This window comes from Saccharothrix luteola, assembly GCF_020859565.1.
GTDB classification, from domain to species: domain Bacteria; phylum Actinomycetota; class Actinomycetes; order Mycobacteriales; family Pseudonocardiaceae; genus Actinosynnema; species Actinosynnema luteola.
The window spans coordinates 250,033-265,365 of the sequence record NZ_JAJHUO010000005.1 but is presented as its reverse complement, the minus strand read 5'-3'; the positions used below and the strand labels follow the sequence as shown (position 1 = coordinate 265,365).

The 15,333-nt window shown below is 72.9% G+C and carries 16 protein-coding genes; 4 read left to right on the top strand and 12 right to left on the bottom strand.

The window, feature by feature from the left end; genetic code table 11:
- Positions 1 to 39 precede the first annotated feature (39 nt).
- The 3 genes from LNK82_RS08700 to LNK82_RS08690 form a co-directional block, all read right to left on the bottom strand.
- The gene (locus LNK82_RS08700) at positions 40 to 744 is read right to left on the bottom strand and encodes a demethylmenaquinone methyltransferase (protein ID WP_230566424.1); all 705 of its coding nucleotides are present in this window, start codon (positions 742 to 744) and stop codon (positions 40 to 42) included.
- A gap of 290 nt (positions 745 to 1,034) precedes the next feature.
- Positions 1,035 to 2,144, bottom strand: coding sequence for a glycosyltransferase (locus LNK82_RS08695; protein ID WP_230566423.1), 1,110 nt, complete (start codon positions 2,142 to 2,144; stop codon positions 1,035 to 1,037).
- A 28-nt stretch (positions 2,145 to 2,172) separates the two neighbouring features.
- Positions 2,173 to 3,276 (bottom strand): glycosyltransferase family 4 protein, encoded by a 1,104-nt coding sequence (locus tag LNK82_RS08690; protein WP_230566422.1) that lies wholly within the window; start codon positions 3,274 to 3,276, stop codon positions 2,173 to 2,175.
- Positions 3,277 to 3,420: 144 nt separating this feature from the next.
- Between LNK82_RS08690 and LNK82_RS08685 the strand changes: the two genes are divergently transcribed.
- Positions 3,421 to 4,248, top strand: a complete 828-nt coding sequence (locus LNK82_RS08685; protein WP_053715316.1) for an inositol monophosphatase family protein — start codon at positions 3,421 to 3,423, stop codon at positions 4,246 to 4,248.
- Between the two features lie 10 nt (positions 4,249 to 4,258).
- Here the strand turns inward: LNK82_RS08685 and LNK82_RS08680 are convergent, their stop codons facing one another.
- The 7 genes from LNK82_RS08680 to LNK82_RS08650 form a co-directional block, all read right to left on the bottom strand.
- Entirely contained in the window at positions 4,259 to 4,888 is a 630-nt protein-coding gene (locus tag LNK82_RS08680) for a hypothetical protein (RefSeq protein WP_230566421.1), read from the bottom strand.
- A 17-nt stretch (positions 4,889 to 4,905) separates the two neighbouring features.
- Entirely contained in the window at positions 4,906 to 5,940 is a 1,035-nt protein-coding gene (gene paaE, locus LNK82_RS08675) for a 1,2-phenylacetyl-CoA epoxidase subunit PaaE (protein ID WP_230566420.1), read from the bottom strand.
- A complete protein-coding gene (gene paaD, locus LNK82_RS08670; RefSeq protein ID WP_230566537.1) occupies positions 5,940 to 6,431 on the bottom strand; it encodes a 1,2-phenylacetyl-CoA epoxidase subunit PaaD in 492 nt (163 codons plus the stop codon). Before paaD ends, paaE begins: the two co-directional genes overlap by 1 nt.
- Positions 6,425 to 7,312: a 1,2-phenylacetyl-CoA epoxidase subunit PaaC gene (paaC, locus tag LNK82_RS08665; protein ID WP_230566419.1), complete on the bottom strand. Its 888-nt coding sequence runs from the start codon at positions 7,310 to 7,312 to the stop codon at positions 6,425 to 6,427. Before paaC ends, paaD begins: the two co-directional genes overlap by 7 nt.
- Positions 7,313 to 7,375: 63 nt before the next feature.
- On the bottom strand, positions 7,376 to 7,660 hold the full coding sequence (gene paaB, locus LNK82_RS08660; RefSeq protein ID WP_158845120.1) for a 1,2-phenylacetyl-CoA epoxidase subunit PaaB: 285 nt from the start codon (positions 7,658 to 7,660) through the stop codon (positions 7,376 to 7,378).
- 73 nt (positions 7,661 to 7,733) lie between these two features.
- Complete coding sequence (paaA, locus tag LNK82_RS08655) at positions 7,734 to 8,666, bottom strand: 1,2-phenylacetyl-CoA epoxidase subunit PaaA (RefSeq protein ID WP_230566418.1); 933 nt, start codon at positions 8,664 to 8,666, stop codon at positions 7,734 to 7,736.
- Positions 8,667 to 8,708: 42 nt separating this feature from the next.
- Entirely contained in the window at positions 8,709 to 9,194 is a 486-nt protein-coding gene (locus tag LNK82_RS08650) for a DUF3592 domain-containing protein (protein ID WP_230566417.1), read from the bottom strand.
- A 12-nt stretch (positions 9,195 to 9,206) separates the two neighbouring features.
- Between LNK82_RS08650 and LNK82_RS08645 the strand changes: the two genes are divergently transcribed.
- Genes LNK82_RS08645 through LNK82_RS08635 form a run of 3 tightly spaced genes read left to right on the top strand, consistent with a single transcriptional unit; the run spans position 9,207 to position 12,107 of the window.
- Positions 9,207 to 10,436 (top strand): isochorismate synthase, encoded by a 1,230-nt coding sequence (locus tag LNK82_RS08645; RefSeq protein WP_230566416.1) that lies wholly within the window; start codon positions 9,207 to 9,209, stop codon positions 10,434 to 10,436.
- 44 nt (positions 10,437 to 10,480) lie between these two features.
- Positions 10,481 to 11,035: an RNA polymerase sigma factor gene (locus LNK82_RS08640; RefSeq protein ID WP_230566415.1), complete on the top strand. Its 555-nt coding sequence runs from the start codon at positions 10,481 to 10,483 to the stop codon at positions 11,033 to 11,035.
- Complete coding sequence (locus LNK82_RS08635) at positions 11,028 to 12,107, top strand: CU044_5270 family protein (protein ID WP_230566414.1); 1,080 nt, start codon at positions 11,028 to 11,030, stop codon at positions 12,105 to 12,107. Before LNK82_RS08640 ends, LNK82_RS08635 begins: the two co-directional genes overlap by 8 nt.
- 49 nt (positions 12,108 to 12,156) lie before the next feature.
- Here the strand turns inward: LNK82_RS08635 and LNK82_RS08630 are convergent, their stop codons facing one another.
- Together LNK82_RS08630 and menD are read right to left on the bottom strand one after the other, a co-directional pair.
- Positions 12,157 to 13,653 (bottom strand): M1 family metallopeptidase, encoded by a 1,497-nt coding sequence (locus tag LNK82_RS08630; protein ID WP_230566413.1) that lies wholly within the window; start codon positions 13,651 to 13,653, stop codon positions 12,157 to 12,159.
- 56 nt (positions 13,654 to 13,709) lie between these two features.
- Positions 13,710 to 15,332 carry a 2-succinyl-5-enolpyruvyl-6-hydroxy-3-cyclohexene-1-carboxylic-acid synthase gene (menD, locus tag LNK82_RS08625; RefSeq protein ID WP_230566412.1) on the bottom strand — a complete coding sequence of 541 codons (1,623 nt, stop codon included), beginning with the start codon at positions 15,330 to 15,332 and terminating at the stop codon, positions 13,710 to 13,712.
- Position 15,333 lies beyond the last annotated feature (1 nt).

Sequence of the window (15,333 nt, the reverse complement as noted above, 5' to 3'; positions counted from 1 at the left end):
GTCTACTTGCGCGTTGCTGAGGCTTTGCGCGCTCGCGGGCTACGCGGCCGGGGGCGGTGCGGGCTTCGTGCCGCGGTGCAGCGCGACCATGCCGCCGGTGAGGTTCATCCAGGCGACGTCCTCCCAGCCGGCGCGGGCCACGATCTCGCCGAGCGCGCGCTGGTCGGGCCACGTGCGCATGGATTCGGCGAGGTAGGAGTAGGCCTCCGGGTTGGAGGAGACGAACCGGGCGATGAACGGCAGGATCCGCAGCAGGTGGCGCATGTAGACGAAGCGGAACGGGCGGAACGTCGGCGTGGAGACCTCGCACACCACGAGGCGTCCGCCGGGCTTGACCACGCGGGCCATCTCGCGCAGCGCGGCCTCGGTGTCGTTGAAGTTGCGCAGGCCGAAGGACACCGTGACGGCGTCGAAGGAGTTGTCCGCGAACGGCAGGCGCAGGGCGTCGGCGGCCACCTTCGGCACCGGCCGGTGCGCGCCGCCCAGGAGCATCCCGAGCGAGAAGTCGGCCGCCACGCACCACGCGCCCGAGGCCGCGTACTCCACCGTGGACACGGCCGTGCCGGCCGCCAGGTCCAGCACCTTCTCGCCGGGCTTGGCGTCCAGGACCCGCCTGCTCCACTCCCGCCAGCGCCGGTCGAACCCCAGGGTCATGACCGAGTTCGTCCGGTCGTAGCCCTTGGCCACGCCGTCGAACATCTCGGCGACCTCGCGGGGGTTCTTGTCCAGACCTGCACGCGCCATGCCGGAAGCCTAAGTGACGCCCCCGACCCCCGACATCCCGTCCCACCCGCGCGTGTCCACCCCCCAAGAACGCGCGTGTCGAACGCTCAGGTCCCGCGTGTCGAACGCTCAGGACCCCCGTGTCGAACGCTCAGGACCCCCGAGTTCCACACTCAGGGCTGGGTGTCGGCGCGCGAGTGTTGAACTCGGGGGTCCTGAAGGTTCGACACGCCGGGCCTGAAGGTTCGACACGCGCGACCTGAAGGTTCGACACGCGGGCGCTGAAGGTTCGACACGCGCGGGGGTGGGGGTCAGGTGGCGCGGAGGGCGGTCAGCATTCCGGTGACGGCGGCTTGCCAGGGGTACTCCTCGGCGCGGGCACGGGCGGCGGAGCGGCGGGTCGGTTCGGGGTGGTCCAGCAGGGTGGTCACGGCGCCGGCGAACGCCGGGGCGTGGTCGGGCACGGCGGCGCCGCAGGACGGGCGGACGATCTCGCGCAGCGCCGAGGACGCCGAGACGACCACCGGGGTGCCGGAGGCCAGGGCTTCCAGGGCGGCCAGGCCGAACGTCTCGTGCGGGCCCGGCGCCAGCGAGACGTCGGCGGTGGCGAGGAGGTCGGCGACGTCCGTGCGCCGGCCGACGAACCCCAGGAACGTCACCGGCAGACCGGCGGCACGGCGTTCCAACGCCTCCCGGCGCGGACCGTCGCCGGCGATGACCAGCCGCACGTCGTGCCCGGCCGCGTGCAGCTCCGCCGCCGTGTCGACGCTGCGCTCGACGTGCTTCTCCGCCGACAACCGCCCGCAGTGCACGAGCAGCGCGTCGGCGCCCCGCGCCAGGTCCGCCCGCAACGACCGGTCGTGCCGGGTCGGCGTGAACGTGCGCAGGTCGACGCCGAGCGGCACGCGGGCCACGTTGCGCGCGCCGATCCGGTCGAACTCCTCCCGCGCGAACTCCGTCGTGCACACCACCGTGTCGTAGGACGCGGCCATCCGCGCGTTCGCCCAGTCCGCACCCCGCCGCGCCAACGGCGTGGGCAGCAGGAACTGCTCCAGCAGCCGGTCCAGCCGCTCGTGCGAGATCACCACGCTCGGCACGCCGCGCGCCGCCGCCCACCGGCCCATGCCGCGCAACGTGAGCCGGTCCGACACCTCCAGCCGGTCGGGCGACAGGTGGTCGAGCAGCACGCGCACGCGCCACGGGTCCACCGCCCGGTACCCGCCGGTGCCGGGGATGCGCGGCGCGGGCAGCGTCACCCGCCGCACGCCCGGCGACAGCTCCTCGTCGGCGTGCGCGGCGCCCGGGACGACCAACGTGACCTGGTGCCCGTTCGCCGCGTAACCGGCGCCGAGGTGGTGCAGCGCCGTGCGCAGGCCGCCGGAACGCGGACCGTAGAAGTTGGCCAGCTGGACGATCTTCATGCTTGCCCGATCTTCATGCTTGCCCGCTTCATGCCGCCCGGCGCTCCGGCAGGTCCAGCACGGCCGCGTAGTGGCCCAGCAGCTCGTCGCACACGGCCGACCACGTGCGCCCGCGCACCCAGCGCCGGGCCGCCTGCCCGAACTGGCGGCGGCGCAGCGGGTCGCCCAGCTCCACCACCGCCCGCCGGAGCTGCCCGTCGTCGGCGAACAGGTAGCCGGTGTTGGGTTGGACCAGGTCACGCGGCCCGCCCGCGTCCGGCGCGACCACCGGCACACCGCTGGCCAACGCCTCCTGCACGGCCTGGCAGAACGTCTCGTGCGGGCCCGTGTGCACGAACACGTCCAAGCTCGCGTACGCCCTGGCCAGGTCCGTGCCGCTCTTGAACCCGAGGAACGCCGCGCGCGGCAGGTCGTGCCGCAACTGCGCCTCCTCCGGCCCCTCCCCGACCACCACCAGCCGCACGCCGGGCAGGTCGGCGAGCGCCGCGAGCCGGTCCACCCGCTTCTCCGGCGACAGCCGACCGACGTACCCGACGAGCAGCTCACCGCTCGGCGCCAGCGAAGCGCGCAGCGCGTCGTCCCGCCGCGACGGGTGGAACAGCTCGACGTCCACGCCACGCCCCCACCTGTGCACGCGCGGCACGCCGTGCTCCTGGAGCGCCTCGACGGCCCACGTCGACGGCGCGAGCGTGCGGTCGGCCTGCGCGTGCAGCCGACGCGTCCACCGCCAGGCGGCGCGGGCGGTGAGGCCGAGGCCGTAGTGGCCGGCGAACCCGGCGATGTCGGTCTGGTAGACCGCGACGGTCGGGATGCCCAGCCTGCGCGCGGCGGACAGGCCGCGGGCGCCCATCACGAACGGGCTCGCCAGGTGCACGACGTCCGGCCTGAAGTCGGCCAACGCGGTCAGCACCTTGCGCGTCGGCACCCCGACGGGCAGCGAGCTGAACCTCGGCAGGTCCACCGCGGGCACGCGCACGACCGGCGTGCCGAGGTGGTGGTCGGCACCGGCGCCGGGGGCCACCACCAACGCCCGGTGGCCGTGCGCTCGGAGGTGTTCCAGGACCCGCAGTACCGAGTTGGTGACCCCGTTGACCTGGGGCAGGAAGCTCTCGGTGACGATCGCTACGCGCACGCCGATCACCATGCGGTGCGAAGGACACGGCGGCGTGACAGCTCTGCGAACGCCCGCCGAACACCTCGCGTCGCGGTTGACGTTGGCCACGGGTTCACCTGGAGTACGTGGCGCGGTCACTCTGTGCGGTGACACTAGGTCGGCATGACCGTCTTGTCGTCCCGACCCGCGCAGCCCGTCGATCCCGGCCTGGTGTCGATCGCGCTGGAGATAGCCGGTCGACTCGCCAACGACGCGTCCGACGTGATCATGGCCACCGCGGGGCGCGGTGCGCGACCCGATGACGAGACGTCGCCGTTCGACTGGGTGACCGACACCGACCGGACGTTGGAGCGGCACACGCGGCGGGTGCTGACGGCCGAGTTCCCGGACATCCCGGTGTTCTGCGAGGACACCGACAGCGACGTGGTGAGCGACGCGGAGTTCCGCTGGGTGGTCGACCCGGTCGACGGGACCGCGAACTACGTCGCCGGGGTGCCGTGGTGCGCGTACAGCCTGGCGTTGATCGACCGGTGGGGGCCGGTCGTCGGCGTGGTCGCGGACCCGTACCGGGCCCAGATCTACGCCGCCGCACGGGGGCGCGGCATGCGGGCGAACGGCACGCCGGTGCGGCTCGGCGACCAGGCGGTCAGCTCCATCGTGTGCACGGAGATGACGCGGACGGGCCCGTGGCCGGGGATGGGCGAGTTCATCTCCCGGGCCGCCGTGGCGGGCACGGGCGTGCGGGTGCTGGGCTCGAAGGCCCTGGCCGTCGCCCAAGTGGCCCTGGGCCACGCCGCCGCCGCCGTGCTGGACAGCTACCACGAGTGGGACGTGGCCGGCGCGGTCGCCCTGGCCGTCGAGTCGGGCGCCGCCGTGCTGGACCGGAGGGGCGAGGACGCCCCCCTGCCGGTGGACGGCCTGCTCGTGGCCATGCCGGAGGTGGCGGAGGAAGTCCTGGCCTGGTGGCAGGCGGCGTCCACGTCCCGCTAGGCGACCCGCTTCAGCTGTAGCCCAGGTGCGGCAGTTGTTGTTCCAGGACCTCGAGGTCGGTGCGGACGGCGTCCAGGGACGACTGGTTCAGCAGCCGGAGGGCGGCCCGGCCCACCTCGTCCTCGAACGACGTGAAGTCGCGGACGGCGGCGTTCAGGCGCTCGGTCACCGGGTGGTGCTGGTCGGCGTCCAGGGCGCGGCCCAGGTCGGCGATCCGGCGGACGTCCGGCAGTTCGGCGGCGAACTGGCCGGCGATGCGCTCCAGCCACTCCCGCGCCGGCGAGGCGGGCACGGTGGCCACGGCGGCGTGCACGCGGCGCACGGCCAGCTCGCAGCGGCCCACCATCGCCGACCAGCGGTCGTTCACCGGGGGCGGGACGGGCAGCGGGCGTGGCGGCGGGGGTGGCGGTGGCAGGTGGGCAGGGGGTCGGGAGCGGTGGCGGATGGCTCCGACCACGAAGCCGACCACGGTTCCCGGCACGCCCCCCAGGACCACGCCGAACATCCCCGACGCGATCAGGGACGCCAGGACCGGCGCGGACTCGCCGTCGGACGACGACGGCGCGGCCAACGTGAACATGAACAACATCGTCATCAGCGCCGTGCCGATGAGCAGTCCCCAGAGCGCCGACCGTGCCATGCGCCCAATGTGCCAGATCAGGCGTCGTAATCCACGGTAACCGCCGAGGTCACGGCGACCGATTGGCAGGTCAGGACGAAACCGGCCTCGACCTCGCGCGGCTCCAGCGCGTAGTTCCGCCGCATCTCCACCTCACCGGAGGTGACCAGCGCGCGGCACGTCCCGCACACGCCGCCCTTGCACGCGAACGGCAGGTCCGCGCGCACCCGCTGGGCCGCGTCGAGGATCGGCACGTCCGCCGGCAGCGGCACTTCGGTGGTCCGCCCGTCCAGGATCACGGTCGCCGTGGCGGCGGCGGCCGAGGAGGTCTCCGCGCGGCGCGGCGGGGGCGGCGGCTCGTCCACGTAGAACAGCTCGTGGTGCACGGACGTCGCGGGCACGCCCAACGCACCCAGCACGTCCTCCGCGTCCCGCACCATCCCGTACGGCCCGCACAGCCACCACGCGTCGACATCCGCCCACGGCACCACAGTCGAGAACAACGCCCGCAGCTTCGCGGCGTCCAACCGCCCGGTGAACAGCTCGACGTCGCGCGGCTCCCGCGACAGCACGTGCACCAGCTGGAACCGCGCCGGGTAGCGGTCCTTCAGGTCCGCCAGCTCCTCGGCGAACATCACCGTGTCCGCACGCCGGTTCCCGTACACCATCGTCACCCGCGCCCCGCCGGCCAGCACCGACGCCGCGATCGACAACGCCGGCGTGATGCCGGACCCGGCCACCAGCAGACCGTGGTGCGATCCGCCGGACGGCGTGAAGCCGCCCTGCGGCGGCAGGACCTCCAGCACGTCACCGCGCTGCAACCGGTCCACCAGCAGCGTGGAGAACAGCCCGCCGTCCACCCGCCGCACCCCGATCCGCAGCGGACCGCCGGCGGGCGCGCAGATCGAGTACGACCGCCGCTCGTCGCCGTTGCGCAGGGTCAGGTACTGCCCCGGCGCGAACGCGAAGTCCGCGGCCAGCGACGGGGGCACCTCGAACGTCACCGCGACGGCGTCCGAGCACAGCTGCTCGACCGACGCGACGGTCAGCTTGTGGAACACCGGCCGAGCCATCAGATCTCCTTCACGTGCTCGAACGGCTCGGCGCAGTCCGCGCACCGGCGCAGCGCCTTGCACGCCGTCGACCCGAAGCGCGACACCTCCGCCGTCCGCGACGACCCGCAGCGCGGGCACGCCACCCGGCGCGACGGCGGCGTCAGGGTCAACGGCACCGGACCGACCGCGCGCGGCCCCAGCCGGGACGGCGGCGCGATGCCCGCCTCCCGCAGCTTGCGCAACCCGGCCTCGCTGATCCAGTCCGTGGTCCACGCGGGCGAGAGCGACAGCCGCACGTCCACCGCCGCGTACCCCGCCGCCAGCAACGACCGCCGCAGGTCTGCGGCCATCTCGTCGATCGCCGGGCACCCCGAGTAGGTGGGCGTGATCGTCACCGAGACCCGCCCTTCGGACTCGGTCACGTCGCGCAGCACGCCGAGGTCGGCCAGCGTCAGCACCGGCAGCTCCGGGTCGCGGACGCGCGCGGCGACGTCGAGGGCGCTCACCAGACCGCTCCCGGCAACGACCGGTGCAGGTGCTGCATCTCGGCCAGCAGGTAGCCGAACGCCTCGGTGTGCACGCCGTCGCGCCCCGCCAGCCCGTTGACGCGCGCCGCGGGCACGTCGGCCGGCCGCGCCAGCCGCGCCGCCGCCAGCACCGCGTCCAGCACACCGTCCACTTCGGACCGCAGCTCGGCCGGGTCGACCGCGACACCGGCCAACCGCAGCTCGACCGCGTGCGCGGTGAACAGCTCGTCCAGGAACGGCCACACCCGCGCCAACCCGGCCCGCATCCGCCGGTGCGACTCCTCGGTGCCGTCGCCGAGCCGCACGACCCACTGGGCGGCGTGGTCGCGGTGGTAGGCCAGCTCCTTCACGGCCTTCTCCGCCACGGCCGCCAGCACGGGGTCGGCGCTCGCGCGCAGCCGCGAGAACTGCGCGAGCTTCCACGACGAGAACACCAGCAGCCGCGCCATGGTCGTGGCGAAGTCGCCGCCCGCGAACGGCCCGCACTCGATCTCCGCCAGGTGCACGTTGCGGAAGTCGCGCTCGTCGCGCAGGTACGCCAGCGCGTCCTCGTCCCGGCCCGCGCCCTCGACCTCGCCCGCCCTGGTCAGCAGCATCCGGGACTGGCCGAGCAGGTCGAGCGCGATGTTGGCCAGCGCGACGTCCTCCTCCAGCTCCGGCGCGCGGGAGCACCACTCGGCCAGCCGCTGGGACATGACCAGGGCGTCGTCGCCGAGCATCAGGCAGTACGCGGCCAGGTCGGCGCGGTCGACGTCGGGCACCTCGCGGTCCACCCCGGCCAGCGGCTCGGAGAACCCGGTGCCGAACGCCCAGTGCGCGTCCTCGTGGTCGATCAAAGATTCGTACGCGTTGTCAAAGCTCATCGCGTCACCGCACGTTCGTCGGGGGGCGTTGTCACTGTGTTCTGCGGGACACCCGCACCCGGGTCATAGGTGCGGCACGTCCTCGGGGATCTCGTAGAACGTCGGGTGCCGGTAGACCTTGTCCCCACTCGGCTCGAAGAACGGGTCCTTCTCGTCCGGCGACGACGCGGTGATCGCCGTCGCGGGCACCACCCAGATCGACACGCCCTCGTTGCGCCGGGTGTAGACGTCACGCGCGTTGCGGAGCGCCATCTCGGCGTCCGGCGCGTGCAGCGACCCGACGTGCACGTGGTTCAACCCGCGCTTGCCGCGCACGAACACTTCCCACAGCGGCCACGACGAACTCATGTGCACACCTCGCCAGGGCTCGGCGTGACAAGAGCCCAGAACACTGTGTTGGATGATTCGCTCGCAAGCTCGCTCATGCCACACCTTCCCGAGCCAGGTGCTTCGAAGCGTGCGCGGCAGCCGCGGCACGCACCCACTCGCCGTCCTCGTGCGCCTTGCGCCGGTGCTCGACGCGCTGCGCGTTCGTCGGCCCGTTCCCGCCGACGACCTGCCAGAACTCGTCCCAGTCCGGTTGGCCGAAGTCGTGGTGCCCGCGCTCGGCGTTCCACCTCAGCTCCGGGTCGGGCAGCGTCACGCCCAGCTTCTCCGCCTGCGGCACGGTCATGTCGACGAACTTCTGCCGCAGCTCGTCGTTGGTGTTGCGCTTGATCCGCCACTTCATCGACTGCTCGGTGTTGGACGACTCGGCGTCCGGCGGGCCGAACATCATCAGCGACGGCCACCACCAGCGGTTCACCGACTCCTGCACCATCGCGCGCTGGGCGTCGGTGCCGGACATCATCGTCATCAGCAGCTCGTAGCCCTGCCGCTGGTGGAAGGACTCCTCCTTGCAGATGCGGATCATCGCCCGCGCGTACGGCCCGTAGGAGGTGCGGCACAGCGGCACCTGGTTGCAGATCGCGGCCCCGTCGACGAGCCAGCCGATCACGCCGACGTCGGCGTAGGACAGCGTGGGGTAGTTGAAGATCGAGGAGTACTTCTGCCGACCCGTGATCAGCTTCTCGGTCAGCTCGCCGCGGTCCGCGCCGAGGGTCTCGGTCGCCGCGTACAGGTACAGCCCGTGCCCCGCCTCGTCCTGGACCTTGGCCAGCAGGATCGCCTTGCGGCGCAGCGAGGGCGCGCGGCTGATCCAGTTGCCCTCGGGCTGCATGCCGATGATCTCGGAGTGCGCGTGCTGCGCGATCTGCCGGATCAGCGTCTTCCGGTAGCCGTCGGGCATCCAGTCGCGCGGCTCGACGCGCTGCTCGGCCGCGACGGTGCGCTCGAACTGCGCCTCCAGGTCCATGCACCCGATGTTACACCTGGAGGCCGATTTACGGCAGGACTGTCACAACCGCCGGCGGACCCACCAGAGCAGCGGCAACAGCACGGCCCACACCGCCAGCAGGAAGGTGCCGATCGGCAGCAGCGCGAGCACGGCCGTGCGCCCGGCGACCCGCGCCACCTCGGGGTCGGCCGTGTCGTACTCGATGCGCACGAGCTGGCCCGGCTCGAGCCCTTCCGGGTACAGCAGGCCCTGCGACGGGCTGTGCACCGCGCCGTCCGGCGTGGCGAAGCGCACCACGGTCCGCTGGAACGAGACGGACACCACCTCGGCGGTCGCCTTGCCCAGCCGCTTGGAGATCATCAGGTCATCGCGCCAGCACGCCGCGAGCAGGATCACCCCGATCAGCGTCACCACCGCGCCCAGCAGCACCAACGCCCGGCTGACCAGGAGCCGAGCCTGAGGGCGGGCACCTGTCCGCACTGCGTCGTCCACCACAACTGAGGAGTCTAGGGCGGCCTCCGCGCCGGATCTCAGCGACGAGTCCATACCCTCGACGCCGTGACCTCAGCTCCTGCCTCGCGGACCCGACAACGGCTGCGCGTGCACACCAGGCGCGTCGCGGGCGACGACCTGCTGGGCGGGCTACCCGCGCCGACCGGTGCGCTGAGTTGGGTGCGGGACGGAACGGGCCTGGTCGGATGGGGTGAGGCGGCCCGGTTCGAGGTGTCGGGACCGGATCGGTTCGCCGCCGCCGACCGCTGGTGGCGCGAGTTCACCGACGACCTCGTGGTGGACGACGAGGTGGGCGTGCCCGGCGCCGGACCGGTGGCGTTCGTCAGCATGGCGTTCGCCGACCGACCCGGCCGCTCGGTGCTCGTGGTGCCCGAGGTCGTGCTCGGCCGCCGCAACGGGCACAGCTGGCTGACCACGATCGGCAACGGCGGCAAGCGACGGGTCGAGCCCGTGCGCAAACCGACGGAGGTCCGCTACAGCGACGGGCAGGTGTCCGTCACCGGGTACCGCGAGGCCGTGCGCGCGGCGGTCGAGCGGATGCGCGCGGGCGAGCTGGAGAAAGTCGTGCTGGCACACGACCTGCTCGCGGTCGCCGACGTCGACATCGACCACCGGTTCGTGCTCGAAGGCCTGGCCCGGCGGTACCCCGAGTGCTGGGTGTACGCCGTGGACGGCCTGATCGGCGCCACGCCCGAGCTGCTGCTGCGGCGCAGCGGGTCCGTGGTCGACTCACGCGTGCTCGCGGGCACGACGTGGCCGCACGACGGCATGTCGGACGACGAGCTGGCCGCCGCGCTGCTGTCGTCGGGCAAGAACCGCGACGAGCACGAGTACGCGGTGGCGTCGCTGGTGCAGACGCTGCAGCCGTTCTGCGACACCATGTCGGTGGAAGGACCCTCGGTGCTGCGGCTGCCGAACGTGTCGCACCTGTCCAGCGACGTCATCGGCACGCTCAGCGGCACGCCGTCGCTGCTCGCGCTGGGCGAGGCGCTGCACCCCACGGCGGCCGTCGGCGGCACGCCGCGCGCGGACGCCATCGCGATGATCGAGGAGCTGGAGGGCATGGACCGCGGTCGCTACGCGGGCCCCGTCGGCTGGATCGACGGCAACGGCGACGGCGAGCTCGGCGTCGCGCTGCGCTGCGCGCAGGTGGACGGCCGCACGGCGCGGCTGTTCGCCGGTTGCGGCCTGGTCGCCGAGTCGGACCCGGACTCCGAGGTCCACGAGGCGCACGCCAAGATGCTGCCCTTTCGGGAAGCTCTCGAAGGCATGTGACGCACGTCACCGGGACGTCCGAGGGCACTTCGGCCAACCGGTACGTGACCACAGCACTGGACAAACCTCCCGACCTGCGCGGGCCGGACGTCACGGCCGCGTTCGCCGAGCTGTTCGACGCGCACGCCCGGCAGCTGCGCGGTTACCTGGCCGGCCGCGTCGGTGACGCGGCGGCCGACGACCTGGTCGCCGAGACGTTCCTGGTGGCGTTGAAGCGGCGGCACAGCTACGACCCCGAGCGCGCGCCCGTGAAGGGCTGGCTCTACGGGATCGCCACCAACCTCGTGCGCGAGCACGTCCGCCGGGAGACCCGCGGCCGGCGCGCCGGACTGCGCGCGGTCGGCCGCCCCGAACCCGACCACGGCGGCGCGGTCGCCGACCGGGTGGACGCCCAGCGCCGCGCCGAACTGCTCACCCGAGCCTTGGCGGACCTGCGTGACGTGGACCGCGACGCGCTCCTGCTCACCTCGTGGGCCGGGCTGAGCCCGACCGAGGTGGCCGCCGCGCTCGGCGAGCCCGCCGGCACCGTCCGCTCCCGGCTGCACCGGGTCCGCACCCGGCTCCAAGCCCTGCTCACCGAGGAGAACCGCGATGCGTGAACTCGACGACGCGCTCGACCAGCTCCACCACGACGTCCGCACCGCCGACGTGCCGCTCGACGCCGTCCGGGCCCGCGTCCTGGCCGCGGCGGCGGACCCGGTGACCCCGAAGCGACGCGGCGGCACGCGGTGGCTCGCGCCCGTCGCCGTGGCCGCGGCGGCGGCCCTGATCGCGGGCGTGGTCGCGGTGGGCAGCGGGACCGGGCAGGCACCCGCGCCCGGGACGACCGCCGGCGCGCCGGCAGGCGTCGAACTGCTGTCCGCGCGGGAGTACCTGGCGCAGGCGGCCGACGCGATCACCGCCACGGACCAGCCGCTCGGACCGGGCCAGTACCGCTACGTCGCGGCGCACGAGTGGAGCTCGTACTACGTGTCGCCGTCGCCCCAGGCACCGAGGACCGCCTACATCTACCTGGTCGAATCACGCGACGAGACCTGGATCCCGCAGGACATCACCCAGGACTGGATGAACCGACGCGCCCGGTTGGAGGGCGTGAAGTGGCTCGGCGGCACCGTGCCGCAGTCCGAGGCGCCGCTGCCCGGACCGAGCGACTTCGAGCAGGGCGAACGCCGCGGCGAGTGCGGCTACTTCTACGGGGTCGCCCCGCCGCCGGGGTGCGGAGACCCCGACCACCCGAGCCACCCTGAGTACTACGCGCAGTTCCCGCGCGACCCCCAAGCCCTCCTCCAGTGGCTGCACGACCGCACGGCCGGCGTGCACCAGGTCGGGGGCACGACGAACATGCCGTTCCACTCCGCCGTGTACTTGCTGCGCACCGGCCTCGTGCCCGCCGACCTGCGCGCCTCGCTCTACCGGGCGCTCGCGCTGCTCGACGGCGTGACGGTGACCGACGGCAAGGCCAACCTGGACGGCCGCGTGGGCGTCGCGATCACGGTCGAGGACGTGCACGAGCGGCGCGAGCTGATCGTGGACCCGGCCACCGGTGACTTCATCGGCGAGCGCACCGTCACCGGGCCGCAACCCCACTGGTCCTTCATCCCGCCGGGGACCGTGATGGGCTACGCGGCCGTCACCACGAAGGTGGTCGACGGCATCGGCCGGACCGACTGACGCGCGAAGGGCCGCCCCCGGACGTCGCGGGCGGCCCTTCACCTTGCGATCAGTGCTGGTGACCCGCGAGCAGCTCGCGCGTCTCCTGGATCTTCTTGAACGACTTCGGCTCGGTCACGGTCGCGGCACGTGCCGCGAAACCGGCCGCGCCCGGCGCGACCGCCGGCTTGCCGGGCGTGAACAGCCAGGTCTGGAACAGCTCGTCGAGCTGCTTGCCGGACAGCTTCTCGGCGAACGCGATGAACTCGTCCGTCGTCGCGTTGCCGTTGCGCTTCGCCGCCGGCCACTCCCGCAGCAGCTCGAAGAACGCCTCGTCGCCGATCTCGCCGCGCAACGCGTGCACGGTGAGCGCGCCGCGGTCGTACACGGCGCCGTGGAACTGGTTCGACGCGCCCGGGTCACCGGGCAGGACCTGCCAGAACGGGCTGTCGGCCGGGTAGGAGGCGTAGACGAAGTCCGAGTTCTCCTGGACCGTGCCCTCGCCGACGTGCTCGGACCACAGCCACTCCGCGTAGCTGGCGAAGCCCTCGTTCAGCCAGATGTCCTTCCAGCCCTGCACGGACACCGAGTCGCCGAACCACTGGTGCCCGACCTCGTGCGCCACGACGTAGGTGTTCGCGCCGCGGCGGAAGAACGCGGTGTCGTAGGTCGAGCGGGTCTGGTTCTCCAGCGCGAAGCCGATGCCCGGCGTCGCGACGCCGCCCTGCGCCTCGAACGGGTACGGCCCGAACTGCGTCTCCAGGAACTCCGTCACCTCGGGCGTGCGCTCGATGCTGGCCACGGCCGCGCCGTAGTCCGCGCCGAGCCGCTCCGAGTAGGCGTTGAGCACCGGCTGGCCGTTCGGCGCGGTCGACTGGCGGATCTCGAACTGGCCGATCGCGATGAACGCCAGGTAGGTGGCCATCGGCTGCAGGCTGCGGTAGCGCCAGCGGGTCCAGCCGTTGATCTGCTGGGCGGTGCCGCCGAACGTGCCGTTGGAGATCACCTCGACGCCGGTGGGCACGGCCACCGAGATGTCGAACTTCGCCTTGTCGGTCGGGTGGTTGTTGCTCGGGAACCACCACGGCGCGATGTCGGGCTGGTCGATCGCCAGCGCGCCGTCCGGCGTCCGCTTCCACGACGTGTAGCCGTCCACGGCGTGCGTGGAGGGCACGTCGGAGTACGTGACGACGACCGTCACGTTCGAGCCCTCGCGCAGCGTGCCGCGCGGGTCGACGACGAGTTCGCCGCCGGACTGCGAGAACGCGGCGACCTTGTTGTTCACCCGGACCGAACTGACCTTCAACAGGAAGTCGAGGTTGAACCGGCTCAAGTCCTGGGTGGTTTTGGCCAGGATCGTCGTGGTGCCGGAAAGCGTGTCGTTGCCCGGTTGGTAGTTGAGCCTGATGTCGTAATGGGAGACGTCGTACCCGCCGTTGCCCGCATTCGGGTAGTACGGGTCGCCGATGCCGGGTGCGCCCGGTTCGGCCGCCGTCGCCGTGCCGGCCAGCAGGAGCAGGGACGCCGCGGCGGCGGTACCGAGGGTCAGCTTCGCTCTCAGGGACATGCGGCGAAGCTAGTCGCGGCCACCGGCGGGCTGTACCCCCGTCGGTAGGATTCCCACTATTGGAATGCGGTTGACACGGCGGCCTTCAGCCGTCGGTGCAGATCGCGCAATTCGTGCCGGTCCGCCCGGATTTCCACCACCCGGATTCCGCTCGGCCGGTCGAGCGCCCGTCTCAACTCGTCCGGCGTCGAGGCTTCCGCGTGCGGCACGTGGTGCGCCGCGCACAACGACTTCAGGTCGACGCCGTGCGGCGTGCCGAAAACGCGCTCGAAGGTCCGCTCGTGCTCTTTCGCACCCTGCTCCAGCAACGCGAAGATGCCGCCGCCGTCGTCGTTGAGCACGACGACGGTCAGGTCGGGTCGCGGCTCGCCGGGACCGATGAGCAGGCCGTTCGCGTCGTGCAGGAACGTCAGGTCGCCGATCAGGGCGTAGGTCGGGCCGCGGGTGAGCGCGATGCCGGCGGCGGTGGAGATGCTGCCGTCGATGCCGGCCACGCCCCGGTTGGCGTAGGTGCGGACGTCGCGGCGCGGCTCGGCGACCAGGTCGACGTCGCGGACCGGGTTGGACGAGCCGAGGAACAGGTTCGCGCCCGGCGGCAGCGCGGCGACCACGTCGCGGGCCACGTGCAGCCCGGTCGGCCAGGGCTCCTCCGCCAGCAGGCCGTCCACCACGTCGGCGACCGCCTTGTCCGCGTGCTGCCAGGCGGTGAGCCAGTCGTCGTCCACGTCGTGCTCGCCGAGGACCAGGTCGGTCGACGTGTGCGTGGCGGTGAACTGCGGGTCCGGCCAGTCGAGCTCGTCGGACAGCACGTGCACCACCGGGGTCCGCGCGATGAGCTTGAGCACACCGCGGGACAGGGTGGCGCGGCCGACGACGACCACGGCCTGCGGCACGAGGTGGTCGGGCAGCTCGCCCGCGTTGAGCAGGAGCGTGCCGTGGCGCAGGCCGTGTCCGGTGGGTTCGGCGACGACCGGCCAGCCGGCGCGTTCGGCCAGGTCGGAGAGGTCGTGCCCGGTGTCGCCGACGATCACCAGGGTGCGCGGGCCGAGGTGGTCGGCGGCGTGCGTGGAGGTCGTCGTGCGGCGGGCGGTGCGGGTCCACGGCATGTCGAACGGGCGGCCGTCCAGGCTCTCCGGCCAGTCGTCGTCGCCCCCGGGCACGAGCGGCTCGCGGAACGGGACGTTGACGTGCACCGGGCCCTGCTCGCGGGCGGTGGCCACGGCTCGGCACACCAGGGAGCGCCACAGGCCGTTCTGGTTCTCCCGGCGTTCGGCGATGGGGAACTGGAGCGTGTCCAGGCCGAAGACGCGCTGCTGGTCCACGGTCTGGCTGGCGCCCGTGCGGTAGAGCTCGACCGGCCGGTCCGCGGTGAGCGCGATGACCGGGACGCCCGCGTGCCGGGCCTCCAGCACGGCGGGGTGCAGGTTCGCCACGGCGGTGCCGGACGTGCAGGTGACGGCGGTGACCTCGTCGTTGCCCTTGGCCAGGCCGAGGGCGAGGAAGCCCGCGGTGCGCTCGTCCACGCGGACGTGCAGGGTGAGCCGGCCGGCCGCGGCTGCCTCGTGCAGGGCGAACGACAGCGGCGCGTTGCGCGATCCGGGGCTCAGCACGACGTGCCGGACGTCGTTGCGGATCAGCTCGTCGACGAGCACCCTGGCCTGCGCGGTGGACGGGTTCACC

Coding starts and splice junctions, on each gene's coding strand:
- LNK82_RS08630 (WP_230566413.1), bottom strand. CDS start 13,653: ATGTCCCTGAGAGCGAAGCTGACCCTCGGTACCGCCGCCGCGGCGTCC.
- LNK82_RS08635 (WP_230566414.1), top strand. CDS start 11,028: ATGCGTGAACTCGACGACGCGCTCGACCAGCTCCACCACGACGTCCGC.
- paaA (WP_230566418.1), bottom strand. CDS start 8,666: ATGGACCTGGAGGCGCAGTTCGAGCGCACCGTCGCGGCCGAGCAGCGC.
- LNK82_RS08650 (WP_230566417.1), bottom strand. CDS start 9,194: ATGGACTCGTCGCTGAGATCCGGCGCGGAGGCCGCCCTAGACTCCTCA.
- LNK82_RS08695 (WP_230566423.1), bottom strand. CDS start 2,144: ATGAAGATCGTCCAGCTGGCCAACTTCTACGGTCCGCGTTCCGGCGGC.
- LNK82_RS08685 (WP_053715316.1), top strand. CDS start 3,421: ATGACCGTCTTGTCGTCCCGACCCGCGCAGCCCGTCGATCCCGGCCTG.
- paaC (WP_230566419.1), bottom strand. CDS start 7,312: ATGAGCTTTGACAACGCGTACGAATCTTTGATCGACCACGAGGACGCG.
- LNK82_RS08700 (WP_230566424.1), bottom strand. CDS start 744: ATGGCGCGTGCAGGTCTGGACAAGAACCCCCGCGAGGTCGCCGAGATG.
- paaE (WP_230566420.1), bottom strand. CDS start 5,940: ATGGCTCGGCCGGTGTTCCACAAGCTGACCGTCGCGTCGGTCGAGCAG.
- LNK82_RS08680 (WP_230566421.1), bottom strand. CDS start 4,888: ATGGCACGGTCGGCGCTCTGGGGACTGCTCATCGGCACGGCGCTGATG.
- paaB (WP_158845120.1), bottom strand. CDS start 7,660: ATGAGTTCGTCGTGGCCGCTGTGGGAAGTGTTCGTGCGCGGCAAGCGC.